This window comes from Streptomyces umbrinus (assembly GCF_030817415.1).
GTDB lineage: Bacteria > Actinomycetota > Actinomycetes > Streptomycetales > Streptomycetaceae > Streptomyces > Streptomyces umbrinus_A.
In genome coordinates, this window is record NZ_JAUSZI010000002.1 from 7,112,722 (window position 1) to 7,133,364 (window position 20,643).

The window sequence follows — 20,643 nt, forward strand, 5'->3', positions numbered from 1 at the left end:
CGCGACCTAGAAGGGCTCGTAGCTGGACGCGTTGTTGTTCTGCAGCCAGCCGGGCGTGTTGCGGCGCACACCGTCACAGGTGTGGTTGTGGCGCTGCCCGTTGAAGTTCGAGTTGAAGAAGATCGCGTAGTTGTAGCGGGTGCCGGCGCACTTGGCGGACGAGGCGTTGTTGCCGACGACCTGGCCCTTGCCGTCACCGCTGGAGCGGAACACGTCGTCGTGGTGGCTCGGCTCCTCGTCGTAGTAGTCCACGTACGACGAAGCCCCGTACTGGGTCGAGTGGTAGTACATGCACAGCTCACCGCTGTCGCAAACGCCGTCGTTGTAGGCGGCCTGAGCCGGTGCCGTGTTCAGCGCGATCGTGCCGAGCGCGATGGCCGCCGCGGCGAAGAAAGAACGAGCCCTCATGGTTTCCTCCCGTTGTGTGTGAGCCGTAAGTGCCCAACGGCGAAGGATCTTTACATGGCTTGTGCATCAGTGGGCATTTTGAGGTGTCCATCTGACCGAAAATGATCTTCCTGGCCGTAAATGATCGACTGTCAAGTGGCCCCGAGTGAAACCGGCTTGACAGTTTTGGAGGCCGAATGATCGTCTTTTGCATGGCCATGACGACGTGATGCCGGGCTCGGCACACGTCGTCCACAGTTGGGGGAGTGTGTGGTGTCGAAACAGGGGGAGAGCTCCGGCCTGACCCGGCGCAAGCGGTCGCTGACCGCGGTTGCCGTGGGGTCCGTGGTGCTCGTCGGTGCCGCTCTGTGGACCTCGGTCTATGTGAAGTCACCGGCCCAGGCCGCCGCCGAGGCGCAGCCGCCCGCCCCCGACGTGCTCACCGCGTCCGTCGAACGGCGCGTGCTCGCCGACACGGTCGTCACGCGGGGAGCGGTCGCGGCGTCGCAGACGGTGGACATCGCCCCGGGCGGAACAGCCGCGGAGGGCGCCGCCAAGCCCGTGGTCACCAAGGTCATGGTGCGCTCGGGCCAGACCTTCCGAAGCGGCCGGGTCCTCGTCGAGGTGTCGGGCCGCCCGGTGTTCGCCCTGCGCGGCAAGCTCCCCGTCTACCGGGACCTCAAGCCCGGCTCCCACGGAGACGACGTGCGCCAGCTCCAGGAGGCGCTGCGCGACCTCGGTCATGCCACGGGCGGCGACGCCGCGGGCACCTTCGGCCCCGGCACCAAGGCAGCCGTCGGAGCGTTGTACGCGTCCATCGGCTACGAGCCGGCGACCACGGGCGGTGGTAAGGACGGCGGCGACCCGGTGGAGGGCGCACGCGACGAGGTGAAGGGTGCCCAGCGCGCGCTCGACGGACTCGTGCGTGACAAGGCCGACGCCGACGAGATCCGATACGCACGCGAGGACCTGGCCGAGGCCAGGTCCGAACTGGCCGACGCCGAGGCGGTGTCGGGGCCGATGGTGCCCGCCTCCGAGGTGGTGTTCCTCTCGGGCTTCCCCGCCCGCGTCGACAGCATGACCGCCAAGGTCGGAGCGGCCGCGGGCGAGAAGCTCGCCACCGTCTCCGCGGGGAAGCTCGTCGTCACGGGCTACCTCGGTGCCCAGGAGAAGGACCTCATCCGCCCGGGCCAGAAGGTCCAGGTGCTGTCCGAGGTGTACGGCGACGAACTGACCGGCACGGTCAGCGCCGTCGCGAACACCCCCACGGTTCCCGAGACGGAAGGCGAGGGGGCGGCCGCGGCGACGCCTGCCGGACAGGGGTACGCGGTCACCGTGAAGCCGGACCGCGCGCTCCCCGGCCGCCTCGCGGGTCAGGACGTCCGCCTCACCGTCGAGGCGGGTTCATCGGGCGGGAAGGTCCTGGTGGTCCCGGTCTCCGCGCTGTCCGCCGGGGCCGACTCGCGCACCAGGGTCACCGTGCTGGAGCGCTCCGGCGACCGGCGCCGCGTCGAGGTGCGGCCCGGCACCTCCGGTGACGGCTACACCGAGGTGACCCCGGTGGGCGGGACCCCGCTCGCCGAGGGCGACAAGGTCGTCGTGGGTGTCAGGCCCGCGGAGGGTGACGAGGCCGCCAAGTGACCACACCCGCGGTGCCGCCGGTCATCGAGTTCCGCGGCACAGGTCTCACGTATCCCGGGCCGCCGCCCGTACAGGCCCTCAGACCCTGTGACCTGGCGATCCGGCAGGGAGAGTACGTCACCATCGTCGGCCCCTCCGGTTCCGGCAAGTCGACGTTCCTCAACATCGCCGGGCTGCTGGACGCACCCACCGAGGGGCACTACCTCCTCGACGGCATCGACACCGGCCCGCTGGCCGACGCCGACCGCACCGGACTGCGCGGCCGGCGCATCGGATTCGTGTTCCAGAGCTTCCACCTGCTGCCGCACCGCTCCGCGCTGGAGAACGTCGAGCTGGCGATGGTCTACAACGGCGGGGTGCGCCGCGGCCGCCGGGAGCGGGCCCGCGAGGCACTGCACCGAGTCGGTCTCGAACACCGGACCGACGCGCTGCCCACCCGGCTCTCCGGAGGCGAGCGCCAGCGCGTCGCCATCGCCCGGGCCCTGGTCGCCCGGCCGTCGCTCCTGCTGTGCGACGAACCGACCGGCAACCTCGACACGCACACGGCCGAGTCGGTCCTCGGGCTCCTCGACGAGCTCCACCGGGACGGCATCACCCTGCTCGTGATCACCCACGACCCGGACGTCGCGGCTCGTGGCCGCCGCACGATCGCCATCCGGGACGGCGTGCTCAGCGAGCAGGTGGCCGTCTGATGCCGGGCCGCAAGCTGAAGTGGGTGCGGCGACGGGGGACCGGGGGAGCGGCGGCCGACCGGTCGCGGTTCAGTCCGCGCGACCTGCTGTCCGAGTCCGTCGCCGGAATCCTCCAGCGTCCGGCGCGCTCCGTCCTGACCGCCCTGGGTACCGTGCTGGGCGTCGGCACGTTCGTCGCGGTGCTCGGTCTGACGGCGACCACGTCCTCACAGATCGATTCCCGCTTCAATGAGCTGACCGCCACCGAGGTGACCGTCGAGGACACCGGGGGCGAACAGCCCGAGTTCCTCTCCAACGCCTTCCCCGCCGACGCGGACCGCCGTATCGGCGCGCTGGGCGGGGTCCGGGAGGCCGGTGTGTACTGGCCCGTGCGCCTCGGACCCGGCACCGTCGTGAGCGCCGCGCCCGTCGGTACGGAGGGGACGGGGGAGCAGACGCAAGTGGTCGCCGCGTCTCCCGGCGTCCTCGCGGCGGCCGGCCCACACCTGGCGCAGGGGCGGATCTTCGACGAGTACCACGACCGGCGTGGTGAGAACGTCGCCGTGATCGGCGCCGGACTCGCCTCCCGCCTGGGCATCACCACGCTGGAGGCGGCCCCGGCCATCTTCGTGGAAGACCGCGCCTTCACGGTGATCGGCATTGTCGACGACGTGCGGCGCAAGGCGGACCTGCTGCTCTCGGTGGTGGTGCCGCGGACCACGGCCGAGGAGATATGGGGCGGTCCTGAGGCAGGGCAGCGGGCCAAGATGCTCATCTCCACCGACCTGGGGGCCGCCCGGCAGATCGCCTCCGAGGCGGCGCTGGCCCTCGACCCCGCGCACCCCGACCACTTCAAGGTCGTACCGCCGCCGGATCCGAGGTCCCTGCGCGGTGACGTCACCTCCGACCTGAACCAGCTCTTCATGCTGATGGCCGGGATCTGCCTGGTGATCGGGGCGGTCGGCATCGCCAACACCACGCTCGTGGCCGTTCTCGAACGCACGGGGGAGATCGGCCTGCGCAGGGCGCTCGGCGCCCGCGGCCGCCACATCACCGTGCAGTTCCTGGCGGAGTCGGGCGCCCTGGGAGCGCTCGGCGGGCTGGCCGGCACGAGCCTCGGCACGGTGACCGTGGTCGTCATGGCGGTCGTCCGTGACTGGACACCGGTCATCCATCCGGCGACCGTCGTCGCCGCCCCGGCGATCGGCCTGGTCACCGGGGTTCTCGCGGGGCTCTACCCCGCATGGCGCGCCAGCCGCATCCAACCCGCGGAGGCGTTGCGCCGCTGAGGCACACCGCTTGCCGTTCGTTCAGGTCCCAGCCCCTCCATGGCTCCCAAGGAAGAGACGTGCGAAAGACGACAGCGACTGCCCTGCTTGCCACAGCTCTGCTTCTCGCGGGCTGCTCCGGCTCCGGCGACGGCGACAAGGCGGCTGTACCGGAGCAGCCGGACAGCTCCATCGCGCCCAAGTCGTCGAGCCTCACAGCGGATCTGGTCCTGCCCATAGAGGGCTACATCTTCTCCGAGTCCGAACTCGGCCTGATGACCAACGCGATGAGCAGCCTGGCCAAGCGCTGTATGAAGCGGTCCGGCTTCGACTACCGCCCGGACGAGACGCAGTCCCCCGACATCGGTGTCATGGACCGTCGCTACGGCATAGCCAACTCGCGCACGGCGGAGGGGTACGGCTATCACTTCCCCACCCCCAAGGCCGGTGAGTCGGCCACCAGGACGCTGGGCGAGGCGGGCCGCGTCGCGCTCGCGGGCAAGCCTCTCGCGGACGGTTCGTTCGACCCCGACGGCGGATGCATCGGCGAGGCCAAGCGACGACTGGCGGGCAAGGAGGCCGAGTTCGGCCCGGACAAGGTGGCCCGCGAACTCAATATGGAGAGTTACGTCCGCAGCAAGAAGGACCCACGCGTCCTCTCCGTGTTCCGCACCTGGTCCTCGTGCATGGCGGCCAAGGGGTACCGCTATGCCTCGCCCATGGAGGCCATCGACGACCCTCAATTCGGGGCCGAGAAGACCAGCCCCGCCGAGATTTCGACGGCCCGAGCGGACGTCGAATGCAAGGAGAAGACCGGACTCGTACGCGCCTGGTTCGACGTCGAGTCCGAATGGCAGCGGACGGAGATCGAGAAAAAGGCCGAGGAACTCGCCCGGATCAAGCGGCACAAGACGGACCAGCTCAAGCGGGCCGCTGCCGAGATGGGCGAATCCCGGTGAACCGCCGCTGCCCTACCACCCCCATCCGCAGGACAGAAGGGACACCCTCCCATGCGTATCCGTAACTCCGCCCTCACCGCCGCCCTGGCGGCTGCCGGCGCTCTCGGCATGCTGGTCACCGCGGCGCCCGCACAGGCTGACGACATCCCGGACGGCCTGTGCGGCGGTGTCATCGATGTCGACTACTGCCTTTGGTACAACTCCAACCAGAAGGGCGGCTGGACCGCCACCTACGAGAATATTCCGAACTGGGCCAACTGGAACTTCTCGGACGGCGGCCAGGGCACCAACGGTGTGAACACCCCCGTGAAGAACAACGCCGCGTCCTACGCGAACAGCCACGACAGCAAGACCGGTGTCTCGTACTTCAACTCGAACTACGCCGGTGCCTCCGATGTCGCCCCGCCGCGCGACAAGGGCAATCTCTCCAACACCTACAACAACAACGCGTCCTTCCGCTGGCGCTGAGCAGGGCAGCGAACAGGCCAGGGAAATTCCCGAGACAGGAGTGACCATGCGTATTCGATCTCTGCTCGTCGCCGGTGGCGTACTCGCCGCCGGCACCATGGGCGTCTTCACCACGGCGACTTCGGCCCAGGCCGCGTCCAGATCCAGCATCTGTGGCGGGGTACTCGAAGGGATGTACTGCCTCTACTACAACTCCGGCCAGAAGGGCGGCGCCACCGGAGCCCGGGAGAACGTCCCCAACTGGGGCAACTACAACGGCACCGGGCTTCCGATGAACTTCGCGGACTGGGGCCTCGGCACGGCCGGGGTCGGACAGAGCGTGAAGAACAACGCCGCGTCCTGGGCCAACACCGCGAACAAGTCCGGAGTTTCGTACTTCAACTCCAACTACGGCGGTGCGTACGACGTCGGTGCCCCGAACTCCAAGGGGCAGCTGGTGAACACCTACAACGAGAACGCGTCCTTCCGCTTCCGCTGAGCCGACGCCGACCCTGTAGAGCCTGTGGGACCTGGTGCGGGCCCCTCCCCGGCGGGGGAGGGGCCCGTCCTCTGACGCGTCACACGGACCGGCAGACCGTCACAAGCGGTAGGGCTTGTACACCGGCATGCACGCGCCGCTGTCGGAACCGCTCACGACGTCGGCATCCTTGGGGAGTTCCCCGGCCTTCGGCGCGGACTGCTTCGGATAGGCCGTGCCGGTACGCCAGTCGGCGCCCACGACGAGGGTGACCCCGGAGACGTCGGTCGACTTCTTCACCGAACTCAGCGGGATCCCCAGGGACTTGGCGACCGCCTGGGCGTCGCCCTCCAACTCGGCGCTCGGGAAGCGGACGACCGTCTTGTCCTCGGCCACCGCGGCCGACCTGTCGGCCGTCGCCCTGGTGAAGCCCTTCTGGGTGAGCAGCCCGGCGATCGTGCTCGCCCTGCCGCCGACCGGGCCGAGCGTGGCCGACTGCGTGCCGTTCCGCACCGTCACGCCGATCTCGTCGTCGGCGGCCGCGGGGTCTTTGGAGACCTGCTCCTCGGCCTTCTTCTTCGTCGGGTCCCCGCCCTTGTCGAACGCGATGTCGTCGCGGACCATCGTCCACAGCTTCTCGGCGTCGGCGCCCGCCGGGACCAGGTGGTTGGGGTCGAGCGGGTCGACGACGGTCGGGATGGTCGTCATGGTGATGCGTTTGGTCGGCACCGTCTTGAGCTGCATGCCCAGGTCGTACAGGTCCTTGACCGAGCCGAGTTCCTCGGAGACCTTCAGGGACTTCGTGGCTGCCTCGGCCAGGCCCATCAACCGCCCGCCGTCGGTGAAGACGTTCTGGTCCTTCAGCGTGCGGATCATCGAGTTCATGTACATGTGCTGGGCCTTGGCCCGGCCCAGGTCGCTGTAGAAGGCGTGCCTGGTGCGCAGCCACTGCAGTGCCTTCTTGCCCGTGATCTTCTGCTTGCCGGCATCCAGCCTCAGATTGGAGCCGCCGGGCACGCCGGGCAGCGGGCGGTCCCACATCTTGTGCTCCACACAGACCTCGACACCGCCGATGGCGTCCGCCATCTTCACCACACCCGCGAAGTCGATGGTCATCCAGTGGTCGATATAGACGCCGGTGAGGTTCTGCCAGGTGGCCAGGGTGCAGCCGGCTCCGCCGCGGCCCAACGACGCGTTGATGATGTTGTTGGTCGCGGGGTACTGCTCGTCGGTCTCGGGATCCGTGCACTTCGGGATGTCGACCCGGGTGTCGCGCGGAATGCTCACGACGGCGGCGCTCTTGCGGTCCGCGGACAGATGGATGAGCATCTGGACGTCGCCCAGCGGTTTGCTGCCGACCTGGTCCCGGCTGCCGCCGAGCTTGACGTTCTCCGTGGAGTTACGGCTGTCGGAGCCGATCAGCAGAATGTTCAGCGGTGTCTGGCCGGCCGCGTTCGGCTTCGCCTTCTCCGCTTTGGAGTCTCCGCTGGCGCGCTCGCCCTTGCGGATGTTGCTGTTCAGATGCTGGTAGTAGAGATAACCGGCGCCGGCCGTCCCGAGTATGAGCACCGCGAGAGTCGCGGCGGACCACCGGAGTATGCCGTGTTTGCCGCGGCGGCGCGTCGATCTGCCGTGCCGGCCACCGCCGGCGTCACCCCCCTCCTCCTTTGCCCCACCACTGTGCGAGCCGCCCTCCCGCGTGGCCGACTGGTCATGTGGTCGGGTCCCCTCCCCACGCACACTGCTCTGCACCATCTCCCTGCCTCCCCACCCCTGCGCCCGACACAAAGAATCCGTCGTACGTCTGTTAGACGCACGACGGACCCGTTGGGTTACCCGGCGCACTCAACCTTGTCTGCCGTCGATTTCTCGACGTCCGTCGAACCCGCCGACGGAGTGGTCAGTGAAACCCCGGCCCCCTTGAAGTCCTCTCCCAGGGTCAGCGAGATCGCAGGCAGGCCCTGGGAGTTGATCACGCTCTTGCCCGGCTTCATCGCCGACCCGGGCAGACCCATGAGGTCGGCGAGCCTGCGTGCTTGATCGGCCTGGTCAGGAGCGTACTCAAGAGTAGTCTTCTTCAGCGTCGTCCCGGCGTTGCCCGCGTTCTCGGACTTGGTCACGCCCTCTTCGACCTGCAGCCAGTTGAGGGTCTCCTGCGCGGACCCGCCGGGGGCGCCGCCGTTGAGGACCCTGACGCGTACTTCCGAAGGGTCGGCCTTGGTGCCCTTGAGCCGGGCGGCCACGGCGGCCTTCTCCTTCTTCTCCTTCTGCTTGACCGCGGTGAGCGAAACGTCGTCCTTGATCAGGGCGAACAGGTCCTTGGCGCTGGGCTCCTTGAGGACGACCGTCGCCTTGATCTTCTCGGCCGGGTTGTCGACCACCGGCACCGTCGTGAAGGACAGGTTCTTCATGTCGAACTTGCCCAGCTCCAGGCCCAGATCGCGGAGCTTGGTGATGCTGCCGATCTTCGAGTCGACGGTCAGCGCCTTGGTGCCCGCCTCGGCCAGCTTCACGAGCTTCGTCGGGCTGGTGAGGGTGCCCTTCGACTTGAGCTTGCGCATCAGCGAGCTGAGGAACTGCTGCTGGATCTCGATCCGGCTCAGGTCGCCGCCGAAGCCCACGGAGTGGCGGGTACGGACGAAGGAGAGTGCCTCCTCGCCTTCGATGGTGTGCTTGCCCTTGGGCAGGTTGAGCTTGGAATCCGGGTCGTTGATGTCCTTGGACAGACAGACCTCGACACCCTCGACCGCCGAGGTCAGTGTCTTGACCGCGTTGAAGTCGGCGATCATGAAGTGGTCCAGCTTGATGCCGGTCATCGCGGTGACGGTCCGCATCGTGCAGCTCGGCGTCCGGCCTTCCTGGCCGAGGCTGTTGTTGAAGCGGGTGTTCGTCCGGCCCGGGATGACGTCGGTTGTGCCGTCCTTCTGAGTGGTCGGACAGTCCGGGATGTCCGTGATCAGGTCACGCGGAATGCTCAACGCGGTCGCGTTCGTACGGTCCTTGGAGACATGCAGTACGACGGTGGTGTCGGCGTGCCCTGCGCTGCCCGAGTCGCCGTAGCCGCTGTTCCCGCTACCGGTGCGCTTGTCCGTGCCGACCAGCAGGATGTTGATCGCGCGGTCCTTGCTGAAGCCGCCGGTGCCCGCGCCGTCGTCGGAGACGGACGTGATGTTGTTGTTGAGGTGCTGGTAGTAGAGGTAGCCGCCGACGCTCGCCCCGACCAGCAGGAAGGCCATCGTGCCGCCCGTCCAGACCAGGATCTTCTTGGCCTTCGACTTCTTCGGCCGGCCCTTGCGCCGGCCGGGCGGAGGGGCCTGCGGCGCGCGTCGTCTGCGCGGTTCCGGGATGCCTGGCTCCGGTGCCTCCTCCGGCGTGCCCCGGCGCTCCCGGCCCGGTGCGGTACGCCCGCGCGGGGGTGCGGCGGTGGTGCCCGCGGTTCTCCGGGCACGAGGTCCCGGCACTGCTCGCTGCTCTGCGGAACTCTGCAGTCGCAGTTCGTAGTCACCGGTATTGGGGTTGAGTACCCACTGGTCTGCGGGATCGATATCGTCCGCCCGCCCACGGCCTTGCGCGTCCACGGTTGCTTGAGTCCTCCGTCGGGGCCACGCGGCGTCTTTCCCCCTCAAAAGACGCTCGGTCAGTCGGTCCAACCAGTGCGCGACCTCAGGACAGACCTCAGGACCGGGTGCACCGGATCGCTCACACTATCCGCCCAGTTCGGCGTACAGCGACGACGGTGAGAAATTGCACGTCCCTACAACCGGGCAATCCACCCAATTCTTTGAACGTCCGTTCCCCGTCTTGGTGTGCTCTTTACTCAGAGGCCTGTTCGGGCGTTAACCGCAGGTGTCCTCGGCGGCTGTGTTTCCGCGGAAAGTGGGAGCGGGGCTCGGTGTCAGCGAGGGGTCCTCGGGCCGCTTTGTGCCCGATTTGCCGTCTTCCTGGCCGAATCCCTGGTCGAGGCCCTCCTCGCGGTCCTCGATGCTCCCGTCATAACTCCCGTCATGCGACTCGTAGTTGTGCGAATCGCCGTACGCGTCCCCGTCGCCGACCGGCTCCGTGCCGCTCCTCTTTGTGCCGGAATCCTCCGGAAGTTCCTTCGAGACCTCCAACGGGGCGTCCATACGCAGCCGTTCGAAGAGTTTCTCCGCCTCGGGTTCCACGAGCTGGTCGCGATTGGCGTTGTACGCGTACGACTCCCGCGGCACCGTAAGGAATTGCACACGTTCGGTGGGGATGTTGCGCATGCCGCGGACCAGGTCGTAAAGGCCCCGCAGGCTCGCGAGACCCGGGTCGGTGGTGAGCGACGAGGTCGCCGCGTCCAGCACCGGATAGAGCTTCACCGGATTCAGCAGTACGTCATTGCTGCGCACCTTGTTGACGAGGGCGCCCAGGAAGCGCTGCTGGCGGTCCATCCGGTCGGTGTCGCTGCCGTCGCCGATGGTCTTGCGGGCGCGTACGTACCCGAGGGCCTGCTCGCCGTTGAGCTTCACCTTGCCCGCGGGCAGCCGGAGCTTGGCGGCGGGATCGTCGATCGGCTCCTTCAGGCACACCACGACCCCGTCGACGGCGTCGACCATGTCCTTGAAACCGTGGAAGTCCACGACCATGTGGTGGTCGATCCGGATGTCGGTCAGCTTCTCGACCGTGCGGATCGTGCAGGCCGAACCGCCGCTCTGGAAGGCGTGGTTGAACATCGCGAACACCGGTGCGGTGCGGCTGCCGTCGGGCCGGCGGCAGCTCGGTACGTCCACCATCAGATCGCGGGGGAGGGAGACCGCGGTCGCGCTGCGGCGGTTCGCCGTGAGGTGGAGCAGGATCGTGGTGTCGGACCGCTCGGTGCCGGAGTCCCGTCCGTACTTCTGGTTCCCGTTCCCCGAGCGTGAGTCCGACCCGATCAGCAGGATGTTCTGCGCGTCGCGCACCAGCGAGGTCGGGCGCTCCTTCTCGAACCGCGCGAGTTCGGCGGCCGTGTCGTCGTCCGACGTGATGTTGCCGTTCAGCTTCTCGTACAGCACCCAGCCGGCTCCCGCGGCGCCCACCACGACCACGACGACGCCGAGCGCGGTGTACCGCAGCCACCGCCGCCGACGCCGCCTGACCCCGGCCCCGGTGGGAGACGCACCGACCCCGGGTCCGACCGGGGCCGGGCCCGGGGCCGCCCCGCGCGTCCCTCCGGTGTCGCTCACGTCTGAGTCCACCCCTCATGGCGTACGGACCTACTCCTACGACCATGGCCCGGACGGGGGCGGGGGGCTTCGGGGGGTGGGCCGAACGGGGGACGGGGTTTGTCGGGTGCGTGCCCGGCTGTGGCTGATGGCGCAGTTCCCCGCGCCCCTAAAAGGGGCGCGGGGAACTGCGCAATCTTTTGGGGGTTCGGGGGCGAAGCCCCTGAGTTAGTGATGGTGGGGGTCCCCCCGCTCGAGCGAAGCCGAGAGTGGGGGAGGGTAGGGGCGGCGGGGGCGAAAAACTCAGCCCAGCCACCCCAGAGGGACCGGTCAGCGAGCCGTAGCCGAAACCCGCTCACTCTCGATCCGCTTCGCCACCGCATCCTCACCGACCCGCTCAAGGTTCCGGCACAACACCACGGACCCCCCGACAGCCAGCGGAGCGAAGAGCCCGGCGCTCAGCCCCTCCCACGTGTCGTAGGAAAGAGCGGACAACAACCGAGCCCCAGGCCCGGTCAGCCCCAGCGCGGGCGCATCCGCACGAGCTCGCTCGACAACCTTCGCCCCCGTCAGCTCGGCCCCGGCGACAACCACCGAGGGCGCCTCCGGATCCACAGGCCCGTACGCCTGGAAGACGTCCCCCTGACCGGGCACCTCGACGGCGTAGTCGGCGTATCCGGCGGGCACCTGGGCGAACCGCCGCCCGAGCGGCGCGAGCGACAACGCCACCCGCTCCCCGGAACACGCGAGCCCGGCCTCGAACTGCCCGGGCCCGGCCACCACATGGTCGGCGGCACCCGGGTCGCCCCCGACATCCGCCACGACCCCCACGGAGGAACAGGCGAGCAGCCACACCGCCGTCTGCCAGTGCGCGGGCAGCAGCAGAGCGACCCGCTCCCCGGGCTCGGCGGCCAGCTCGCCCTGGAGCAGGTTGGCGGTCTTGGCCACCCAATTGGCGAAGGTGGCCACGGACAGTTCGACACGTTCACCCGTGGCGTCGTCGTAGAAGGTCACCAGGGGGCGCGCGGGATCCGTGGCGAGCGCGGATCGCAGCAGGTCGGCAGGGGTGCGGTCGGTGGCGTTCACGGGACGCAAGGGTACGCGGACACCCGCCCGGGCGGGGGAGCGAGGGCCACCGGTTCGGCGGAGTGCGGCCGACGGTCCGTCAAATCCCAGATGGACAGATAAGTATGACTATGTCCAGGATCAGGGGCATGCGCGAATATCTTGCTTCCTCGATCGCCGTCACGTGTGCGGCCGCCCTGGCCTTCCCCCTGGCCGTGTCCACCGACGCCGCGGCCGCACCTCCGGCGGCCGAGAGCCCGACCACCGAGCCGGCGACACCGGACAGGCCGGCATCCGAACGAACGGCCAGGGCCCGACCGGAAACGCCGAGCACCTCGAAGACATCGGCCGAGACGGCCGCGGAAGCCGCCCCCGTCGCCCCCGTCGTCCCCGCCGACTCCGCGACCGGCCGATCCATCCCCTCGATCCCCGGCAGCACCCAGTCCCTCCCCCTCGCGCCCCTCAGCCCACCCCCCAGCGACCGCACCCTGCCCCCCACGTCCGCCCCGGCCTCCACCCCCGCCTCCGTCCAAGGCCTCCCGAGGCGCGACGTACGCCACTTCTCCCTCGTGGGCGTCGTCTGGGACAACCCGGACACGGAACTCCAGGGCCGGGTCCAGGTCCGTACCCGCGCGAGCGGCACCGCGAAGTGGTCCGTCTGGCAGGACGTGGACACGCACAACCACGAGCACGCGGCTGACCCGGACACGGCAGAGCGCACCTCGGGGCGCGTACGGGGATCCACGGCCCCCCTGTGGGTCGGCGACTCGGACGGTGTGGAGGTCCGCGTCCAGGCGGAGACGGACGGCAGGCCGGAAGCGCACGGCCGGGCCGTCGCAGGCGACTCTCTCCCCAGGGGCCTGCACATCGAACTGATCGACCCGGGCGTCGACCCGGCCGCCGAGCCCCCGCCCCAGACTTCCGGAGTGGACACCCCGCGGGGCGACGTCCTGTCCCCCGAGGCCGCGGCCTCCTCGGCCGTCAACGCCGACCTCGCCCCCCTCGGCGCGACCTCGATCCCCGCCCTCAGCCAGAAGCAGACGGAGGCCGACCTGGTCGCGACCCGCGGCGACTCGGCGGGCGTGGCGAGCGGGACGGACAAGCCGGCGCCCAAGGACAAGCCGGTCGTGAAGGAGAAGCCGGGTACGACAGGCAAGACCGGCACGATCGGCAACGCCGACGCGGCGAGCGCGGGGGAGGGCCAGCGCGTGAAGCCGTACATCGGCGCACGTCCGCGCATCGTCACCCGCCGGGGCTGGGGTGCCGACGAGACGCTCCGCGAGCGGAACTTCAGCTACACGAAGACCGTGAAGGCCGCCTTCGTCCACCACACCGCGTCCGGCAACAACTACCGCTGCGCGCAGGCCCCTTCAGTCATCCGCAGTATCTACCGCTATCACGTGAAGAGCAGCGGCTGGCGGGACATCGGCTACAACTTCCTCATCGACAAGTGCGGAAACATCTACGAGGGGCGGGCCGGAGGCGTGGCCAAGCCCGTCATGGGCGCACACACTCTCGGTTTCAACACCAACAGCATGGGGATCGCGGTCCTCGGGAGCTTCGGTGCCTCGAACCCGCCCGCCGCCGCGGTGAAGGCGATCGCGAAGCTCACGGCGTGGAAGCTCGGCCTCTTCGGAGCGAACCCGAAGGGCAAGACCTACCTCAAGTCCGGGGGCGGAAATCTCTACCGAAAGGGAAAGAACGTACGACTCAATGTAATCTCCGGTCACCGGGATGGTTTCGCCACCGAATGCCCGGGCGGCCGACTCTACGCGAAGCTCGGCACGGCCCGTGCGACTTCGGCCCGCTACCAGGGACGATGAGGTCCGGTCGGCGGGAATGGTGAGCCCGGCAAGCCGGGGCCCCAGCCCCGGCGGCTCCCCACAGCCATACCTCCCCCAGAGGCGCCCCACAGCCATCGAAACGGTCTGCATACACCGGCCGGTCGAAAGACAGTTCGACCGGCCCCATCAGGAAGCAGAGACGACAGGTGACAGAAGCGATCCTCCTGGTCGGCGGCAAGGGCACACGGCTGCGCCCCCTCACGGTGCACACGCCGAAGCCGATGGTTCCGGCGGCCGGGGTACCGTTCCTCACGCACCAGCTGGCACGGGCGAGAGCGGCGGGGGTCGAGCACATCGTGCTCGCCACGTCCTATCTGGCCGAGGTCTTCGAGCCCCACTTCGGCGACGGCTCGTCACTGGGGCTCCACATCGAGTACGTCACCGAGGAGGAGCCCCTCGGCACCGGCGGCGCCATCCGGAACGTGGCCTCCCGTCTGAGATCGGCCCCCGACGACCCGGTCCTGATCTTCAACGGGGACATCCTGACGGGCCTGGACATCCCGGCTCTGATCAGTACGCACCGGTCTTCGGGCGCGGACGTCTCCCTGCACCTCACGAGGGTGACGGACCCGAGGGCGTACGGCCTGGTCCCCACGGACTCGTCGGGCCGGGTCCAGGCGTTCCTGGAGAAACCCCAGACGCCCGAGGAGATCGTCACCGACCAGATCAACGCGGGAGCGTACGTCTTCCGCCGCTCGGTGATCGACGCGATCCCGGTGGGCCGCCCGGTCTCGGTCGAACGGGAAACGTTCCCGGAGCTCCTTGCCTCCGGCGCCCACCTCCAGGGAATGGTCGACTCGACCTACTGGCTGGACCTGGGCACCCCGGGGGCCTTCGTGCGCGGCTCGGCCGACCTGGTCCTCGGCCGCGCTCCGTCCCCGGCCGTCCCGGGCCGCTGCGGGGACCGCCTGGTCCTCCCGTCGGCCACGGTCGCCTCCGACGCCAAGTTGACCGGCGGCACCGTCGTCGGCCACGGCGCCACGGTCGGCGAGGGCGCCCGCATCTCCGGCAGCACCATCCTCGACGGCGCGGTCATCGCCCCGGGCGCGGTCATCACCGACTCCCTGATCGGCGCCCGCGCCCACGTAGGCGCCCGCTCGATCCTCACAGGAGTGGTGGTGGGCGACGGCGCCTCGGTAGGCCCGGACAACGAACTCCGCGAGGGCGTACGCATCTGGTGCGACGCCCAAATCCCACCAGCAGCACTCCGCTTCTCATCGGACCAGTAACACCGACTAAACCAAGGGCTTCACCAAGGGGGGAGCAGAGCCTGCGCGCACAAACTGGCGCAGGCTCACACCACCCAGCCCGTCCGGCGTTTGAGGACGAGGCCGTTAGGCCGATCTCCCACCCACTCACCCAGCCCGTCCGGCGTTTGAGGACGAGCGCGGAGCGCGATACGGGGGTTCGGGGGCGGAGCCCCTGAGTAAGTGACGGGATTGGGTAGGGGCGGCGGGGGCGAAAAAAGCCCCGACTCACAGCCGCCCAATATCCCCGCGAGGCATCCGCGGCTGCCGCCGCGCCGGCGTACGCCCACTCAACAGAATGAGCCGAGCAGCCCGATGCCGCTGCCCCGCATAAGGCTCCAGCAACGACAACATCACGGCATCATCCGCATCCCGGTCCCCGGCCAGCGCATACCCCACGATCCCGGGAAGGTGAAGGTCCCCGACCGTCACCGCATCCGCCGCCCCATGACTCCGCTGCACAACCTCCGCCGAGGTCCAAGGCCCCACCCCCGCCACCACCTCAAGCCGCTCCTGGGCCCGCCCCGCCTCGAACCCCACCGCCTCCTCCATCCGCCGAGCCACCCGGACGACCCGCAGAATCGTCGACGCCCGCTTGTTGTCGACCCCGGCCCGATGCCACTCCCACGAGGGAATCAACGCCCACACCCGAGGCTCGGGCATCACGAACATCCCCCCACCCCGCCCCACCAGAGGCCCGGGCCCGGGCGCCGGCACCCCGTACTTCCGCACGAGCAACCGCCACGCCCGATACGCTTCGTCCGTCGTGACCTTCTGTTCGAGAACCGACGGAATCAACGACTCCAGCACGAGCCCGGTACGCGTCAGCCGCAACCCGGGCCGCCGGTGCCGGGCCACCGCCACCAGCCGATGCCGCGGCTCGAAGGCATCGGGATCGTCCGACTCCCCGAGCATCCGCGGCAACTGCTCCAGCAACCACTCGGCCCCGGGCCCCCACGCCTCCCCCTCGACCACACCCGCGCGCACGGACACCCGCAGGGTGCCGGGCCCGACCGGCGTGAGACTGGCCCGCCACACGGCCCCGTCCGGCGTCGTACGGAAGGTCGGATCGGCGGGCCCCCGCCGCAACGGCCCGAGCACCAGCCCGAGATCCAGCGGCCACGGCGGCACCCACCTCCGCGTACGCCCGCCGAGTCCGCCCGACCGGTCCGCCCGCGCCTGCCCGGGCACGACGACATGCCCGCCGCGCACGGTCGTACGCGTCGGCCGAGGATCAAAACGTCCGGCCACGATGGGGTCCTAGGGCTTGGGGCGCTCGGTCGTGCCGTACGAGAATGCCGTACGAACCAGGGGCGATGTGAACGTCGGCGCTCAGCGCACCTCGATGAACGCCCCCGCATCCCGCTCCGGCCGCGCCTTCGGCTCCTCCGCCGCATGCCCGACCGCGACGGCACCCATGGGATCCCATCCCTCCGGCAGCCCGAGCACGTCCCGCACGACCTCCCGGCAGAACATCGTCGACGACACCCACGCGGACCCGAGCCGCTCCCCGGCGAGCGCGACGAGGAAGTTCTGCACCCCGGCACCCGCGGCGACCACGAACATCTCGCGCTCGGCCCCGTCCCGCCGGTCGTCGCCGTACGTGTGGGACCCGTCCATGACGAGGCACGGCACGACGAGATACGGCGCGCCCCGCAGCACGTCCCCGCGCCGCACGCGCTTGGCGATGGACTCCGCGCTCTTCCCGTCCCGCTCAAGATCGGCGATCCAGGCGTCCCGCATGGCGTCGAGCAGCCGCGTCCGCGACTCGGCCGACTCAAGGAGTACGAATCTCCAGGGCGTCGTGTGATGCGGCGCGGGCGCGGTCACGGCGGCGGCCACCGCACGCCGTACGGCATCGGGGTCGACGGGCTCGTCGGTGAAGGCCCGTACGGTACGCCGCTGGGTGACGGCCCCCCGGACGGCCTCGGAGGTGCCGAGCCGGAACATGTCGTCGCGCGCGCCCCGGACCATGCCTCGTGTCCCTTCGTCCTTGCCTTCCTCGCCGCTCGTGCCCACCACATGGGGCAGTCCGCGCACGACGGCGACGGGCAGCCCGGCGGCCTTGCCCTTGACGAGGTCACCGGCGGAGGCGAGCTCGTCGGCGGTGGCGACCACGGTGGCGCTGAGGGGATTCCCGTGCGCGTCCGTGCCGCCCCGCAGATCGTCGAGGACGCGCACCCCGGCGGCGCCGATGGCGACATCGGTGAGCCCGGTCCGCCAGGGCCGCCCGAACGTGTCCGTGACGACGACCCCGACTTCGACCCCGAGCGCGTCCCGCAGCCCGTCGCGGATCGCGCGCGCGGAGGCGTCGGAGTCCTCGGGCAGCAACAGCACGGTCCCGGAGGGCGTGTTGGAGGCGTCGACGCCGGCGGCGGCCATGATGAGCCCCTGCCGGTTCTCCACGATCCGCAGCGGCCCGCGCCGCGCGACGACCCGCACGGTCTCGGCGTCGATGGCGGCCTCCCGGTCCGCCGCCTCGACGATCCGCCCCTCGGCCTTGGACACGATCTTCGAGGTGACCAGCAGCACGTCCCCGTCGGCAAGACCCGGCTCGGTACTCGCGATCAGCTTGGCGAGATCGTCCCCCGGCCGTACTTCGGGCAGTCCGGGCAGCGCCCAGACCCGGAAGCCGGGCACACCCGACGGCAGCCCTTCGTCACCTGCCGGAGCCGGACTCGCCGAAACCTCGTCGCTCATGTGCCCCGTACCCCCGAACCCGTCACTGCCGAAGTCGTCGTCGCTCAAGCGCCCCGCACCTCCTCCGCCAGCGCCAGCGCCTGACGGGCCATCTCGGCCGTCGCGTCCAGGTCGGTCATCATCAGGGGCACGGCCCGGCACTGGATGCCGGCGGCGGCGACCCGCTCCACCGTCCCGGCGTCCACGGTGTCGACGAGCCAGCCGTCGAGAAGCCCCGAGCCGTAGTGCTCGGCGACCGCGGCGGCCGTGGACTCGACGCCGACGGCCGCGAGGACCTTGTCGGCCATGCCGCGCACGGGCGCGTCACCGACGATGGGGGAGAGGCCGACCACCGGGACGCCCGCCTCGGCGATGGCCTCGCGGATGCCGGGCACGGCGAGGATGGTGCCGACGGAGACGACCGGGTTGGACGGCGGGAAGAGAATCACGTCGGCCGAGGAGATCGCCTCCAGCACTCCGGGCGCCGGCTTGGCCTGGTCGGCGCCGACGGGCACCACCGCGTACGCGTCCACGGAGGCCCGCAGCCGCACCCAGTACTCCTGGAAGTGGATGGCCTTGCGCTCGCCGTCGATCTCGACGGCCACATGGGTCTCGATGCGGTCGTCGGACATGGGGATCAGCCGGACGCCCGGCTTCCACCGGTCGCAGAGCGCCTCGGTGACGGCGCTGAGGGGATACCCGGCGCTCAGCATCTGTGTCCGCACGATGTGTGTCGCGAAGTCCCGGTCGCCGAGCCCGAACCACTCGGGTCCGACCCCGTACGCCGCGAGCTCCTCCTTGAGATGGAAGGTCTCGTCGGTCCGCCCCCAGCCCTGCTCCTCGTTGATACCGCCACCGAGCGTGTACATCACCGTGTCGAGGTCCGGGCAGACCTTCAGCCCGAAGAGGTGGATGTCGTCCCCGGTGTTGCCGATGACCGTGACGTCCGCGTCCGGCGCGGCCTGCTTGAGACCACGCAGGAACCGTGCACCACCGATGCCGCCTGCCAGAACCACAATGCGCATGCATTCAGTCTTGCAGGCGGCTACGACAACGCGTCAGCCGGTTACGAGACCTTGGCCACCGTCCCCGACTCCGCCGCGCACCGGACGGCGTGCATCGGCATCTCCGTCAACCCGGGGTAGTACACGTGCAGGCTTATGGCCGGATCGAGCGAGTCGTTGACGACCTCGTGCACGTACCCGGGCGCGAACACACGTTGAGCGCCCGCGCCCAACGCGCGCGTGCCCCGCTCGGTGCGCTCGGTCAGCGCGCCCTCCAGGACGGTGAGCACGCCGGAGGAGCGGCCGTGGTCGTGCAGCCCGCTGCCCTGCCCGGGCACCCAGGAGAGCAGCCACACCTCGTAGCCGGGCCCGGTGCGCAGCCGGTGGTACCAGCGGGACGTCGCGTCGTACTCGACGAGGTGCTCCCACTGGGAGCGGTCGGCCGCGATGGAGCGGGCGAGGCCGACGAAGTCGGCCACGGTGGCCGGGTGCTCGCGCGGCGCCTGGAGGAGGTGCGGTACTTCGAGGATGTCGCCGGCGATCTGGAGGTCGCTGTCGCTGTTCATGGGTGCGGTGGGTTCCTCGGCGGAAGAGAGTGCTGGAGGACTGGGTGTCACGTACCGTCCGCCCGGGTCGCGGGCATGAGGTGTGCCCTGGTGCGGGCGAGGGGACCAGCGGCCGGGCCCTGGTCAGGGAACTCGGCGGCAGCCGGAGCGCGGTTGGCTCAACAGCTGTGACAGCAACAGAAACAGCTACAGCGAGCGTGGGCAGCACCGAGGGACCCGGCGGTGCGGGTCGAGGTGAGTGCCAAGTTCGCGAGCATGCCCACTAGGACACCGGTTCACACTCGGACTGTCAACTTGATGTCCGGTATGTGGGCGATGTTTCACCTCATCCGGTTCATCTCTGTGGCGAAAGGTTTGTGCAGGAGCTTGCGAGGACACATGGCGCACAATCGGGCGCACGAACCTCGTCGCGATCCCGTGATCCATGGGGCATTCGTGTGATCCACATGTGATCCGGTTCGCTTCGCCGTCCGTACAGGAACGAGATCGAACTTCTGAGCGTCCTTCTTCGTACAGGTCCTGCGCGGAGACGGAGCCGGCCGGGTCCCTATTCGGCTGTCAGGGTTTATGCCGATTTGAACACTTTCCGCAAAGCCTTGGTTCCGCAGAGTGAATAAGGGGCCCAATAGCAGATCTCGGCTTGACTGGCCCGGATCGGCACACTTGTAATTTCACTCGTGTCGTTCAGCCGAAATCGGTAACGGCAGCATCACGGGGACGCGAGACGGACGAGGGGCGCACATGACCGAGCTGTTTCAGGAACTGCTGGTCGACGAGGCCGAAGAGGAGCTCGGCTGGCAGGAGCGGGCGCTCTGCGCGCAGACCGACCCCGAGTCCTTTTTCCCCGAGAAGGGCGGCTCCACCCGCGAGGCCAAGAAGGTCTGCCTCGCCTGTGAGGTCCGCTCCGAGTGCCTCGAATACGCGCTCGCCAACGACGAACGATTCGGCATCTGGGGCGGCCTGTCCGAGCGTGAACGGCGCCGCCTGAAGAAGGCCGCCGTCTGATCGTGGCTTGATCGCGCCCTGATCGCCGGCTGTGCGCCGCCCGACCGAACGGCGCACACCCCTACGTTCCGATACGTAACGAACGGCCCGTCGCTGGTGGGTTATCCACAGGCGGCGGGCCGCTCTCGTGCCCAGCCGTTAGTGTGGGCCTCCGTCCGAGACGCCCCGCTGTCCTCTGGGGGCACAGGCGTCCACCGCAGTCCATCGAACCGGG

Annotated in this window: 18 protein-coding genes; 9 read left to right on the top strand and 9 right to left on the bottom strand. The window is 69.5% G+C overall.

Features of this window, described 5'->3' with window-relative positions; genetic code table 11:
- Positions 1–6: 6 nt before the first annotated feature.
- Entirely contained in the window at positions 7–408 is a 402-nt protein-coding gene (locus QF035_RS31570; RefSeq protein WP_307523838.1) for a hypothetical protein, read from the bottom strand.
- 252 nt (positions 409–660) lie between these two features.
- Here QF035_RS31570 and QF035_RS31575 point away from each other — a divergent pair, with 252 nt between their 5' ends.
- The 6 genes from QF035_RS31575 to QF035_RS31600 are packed head-to-tail and all read left to right on the top strand — an operon-like array spanning position 661 to position 5,872.
- Entirely contained in the window at positions 661–2,028 is a 1,368-nt protein-coding gene (locus tag QF035_RS31575) for a peptidoglycan-binding protein (RefSeq protein WP_307523839.1), read from the top strand.
- Entirely contained in the window at positions 2,025–2,720 is a 696-nt protein-coding gene (locus tag QF035_RS31580) for an ABC transporter ATP-binding protein (RefSeq protein WP_307523840.1), read from the top strand. The genes QF035_RS31575 and QF035_RS31580 overlap by 4 nt, the downstream gene beginning before the upstream one ends.
- Positions 2,720–3,988: an ABC transporter permease gene (locus QF035_RS31585; RefSeq protein WP_307523841.1), complete on the top strand. Its 1,269-nt coding sequence runs from the start codon at positions 2,720–2,722 to the stop codon at positions 3,986–3,988. The genes QF035_RS31580 and QF035_RS31585 overlap by 1 nt, the downstream gene beginning before the upstream one ends.
- Before the next feature lie 59 nt (positions 3,989–4,047).
- Positions 4,048–4,926 (top strand): hypothetical protein, encoded by an 879-nt coding sequence (locus QF035_RS31590; protein WP_307523842.1) that lies wholly within the window; start codon positions 4,048–4,050, stop codon positions 4,924–4,926.
- Between the two features lie 51 nt (positions 4,927–4,977).
- Entirely contained in the window at positions 4,978–5,394 is a 417-nt protein-coding gene (locus tag QF035_RS31595; protein WP_307523843.1) for a hypothetical protein, read from the top strand.
- 46 nt (positions 5,395–5,440) lie between these two features.
- On the top strand, positions 5,441–5,872 hold the full coding sequence (locus QF035_RS31600) for a hypothetical protein (protein WP_143642790.1): 432 nt from the start codon (positions 5,441–5,443) through the stop codon (positions 5,870–5,872).
- A 99-nt stretch (positions 5,873–5,971) separates the two neighbouring features.
- On the opposite strand, the gene QF035_RS31605 is transcribed toward QF035_RS31600, so the two are convergent.
- From QF035_RS31605 to QF035_RS31620, 4 genes are all read right to left on the bottom strand, one after another.
- Positions 5,972–7,606 carry an LCP family protein gene (locus tag QF035_RS31605; protein WP_307523844.1) on the bottom strand — a complete coding sequence of 545 codons (1,635 nt, stop codon included), beginning with the start codon at positions 7,604–7,606 and terminating at the stop codon, positions 5,972–5,974.
- A gap of 77 nt (positions 7,607–7,683) precedes the next feature.
- Complete coding sequence (locus QF035_RS31610; RefSeq protein WP_307523845.1) at positions 7,684–9,429, bottom strand: LCP family protein; 1,746 nt, start codon at positions 9,427–9,429, stop codon at positions 7,684–7,686.
- 258 nt (positions 9,430–9,687) lie between these two features.
- Positions 9,688–11,040 carry an LCP family protein gene (locus QF035_RS31615; protein WP_307523846.1) on the bottom strand — a complete coding sequence of 451 codons (1,353 nt, stop codon included), beginning with the start codon at positions 11,038–11,040 and terminating at the stop codon, positions 9,688–9,690.
- A gap of 309 nt (positions 11,041–11,349) precedes the next feature.
- The gene (locus QF035_RS31620) at positions 11,350–12,105 is read right to left on the bottom strand and encodes a TIGR03089 family protein (RefSeq protein WP_307523847.1); all 756 of its coding nucleotides are present in this window, start codon (positions 12,103–12,105) and stop codon (positions 11,350–11,352) included.
- Between the two features lie 128 nt (positions 12,106–12,233).
- Here QF035_RS31620 and QF035_RS31625 point away from each other — a divergent pair, with 128 nt between their 5' ends.
- Positions 12,234–13,907 carry a peptidoglycan recognition protein family protein gene (locus QF035_RS31625; protein WP_373466760.1) on the top strand — a complete coding sequence of 558 codons (1,674 nt, stop codon included), beginning with the start codon at positions 12,234–12,236 and terminating at the stop codon, positions 13,905–13,907.
- A gap of 167 nt (positions 13,908–14,074) precedes the next feature.
- On the top strand, positions 14,075–15,157 hold the full coding sequence (locus QF035_RS31630; protein WP_307523849.1) for an NDP-sugar synthase: 1,083 nt from the start codon (positions 14,075–14,077) through the stop codon (positions 15,155–15,157).
- Positions 15,158–15,403: 246 nt separating this feature from the next.
- On the opposite strand, the gene QF035_RS31635 is transcribed toward QF035_RS31630, so the two are convergent.
- The 4 genes from QF035_RS31635 to QF035_RS31650 all read right to left on the bottom strand — a co-directional run bounded on the left by QF035_RS31635 (position 15,404) and on the right by QF035_RS31650 (position 19,424).
- Positions 15,404–16,426 carry a DNA-3-methyladenine glycosylase family protein gene (locus tag QF035_RS31635; RefSeq protein ID WP_307523850.1) on the bottom strand — a complete coding sequence of 341 codons (1,023 nt, stop codon included), beginning with the start codon at positions 16,424–16,426 and terminating at the stop codon, positions 15,404–15,406.
- Positions 16,427–16,507: 81 nt separating this feature from the next.
- Positions 16,508–17,875 carry a coenzyme F420-0:L-glutamate ligase gene (locus QF035_RS31640; protein WP_307531583.1) on the bottom strand — a complete coding sequence of 456 codons (1,368 nt, stop codon included), beginning with the start codon at positions 17,873–17,875 and terminating at the stop codon, positions 16,508–16,510.
- Between the two features lie 44 nt (positions 17,876–17,919).
- Positions 17,920–18,879, bottom strand: coding sequence for a 2-phospho-L-lactate transferase (gene cofD, locus QF035_RS31645; RefSeq protein ID WP_307523851.1), 960 nt, complete (start codon positions 18,877–18,879; stop codon positions 17,920–17,922).
- 41 nt (positions 18,880–18,920) lie between these two features.
- Entirely contained in the window at positions 18,921–19,424 is a 504-nt protein-coding gene (locus tag QF035_RS31650) for a cysteine dioxygenase (RefSeq protein WP_307523852.1), read from the bottom strand.
- Positions 19,425–20,165: 741 nt separating this feature from the next.
- Here QF035_RS31650 and QF035_RS31655 point away from each other — a divergent pair.
- Positions 20,166–20,429 carry a WhiB family transcriptional regulator gene (locus QF035_RS31655; protein WP_053723761.1) on the top strand — a complete coding sequence of 88 codons (264 nt, stop codon included), beginning with the start codon at positions 20,166–20,168 and terminating at the stop codon, positions 20,427–20,429.
- The last annotated feature ends 214 nt before the right edge of the window (positions 20,430–20,643 follow it).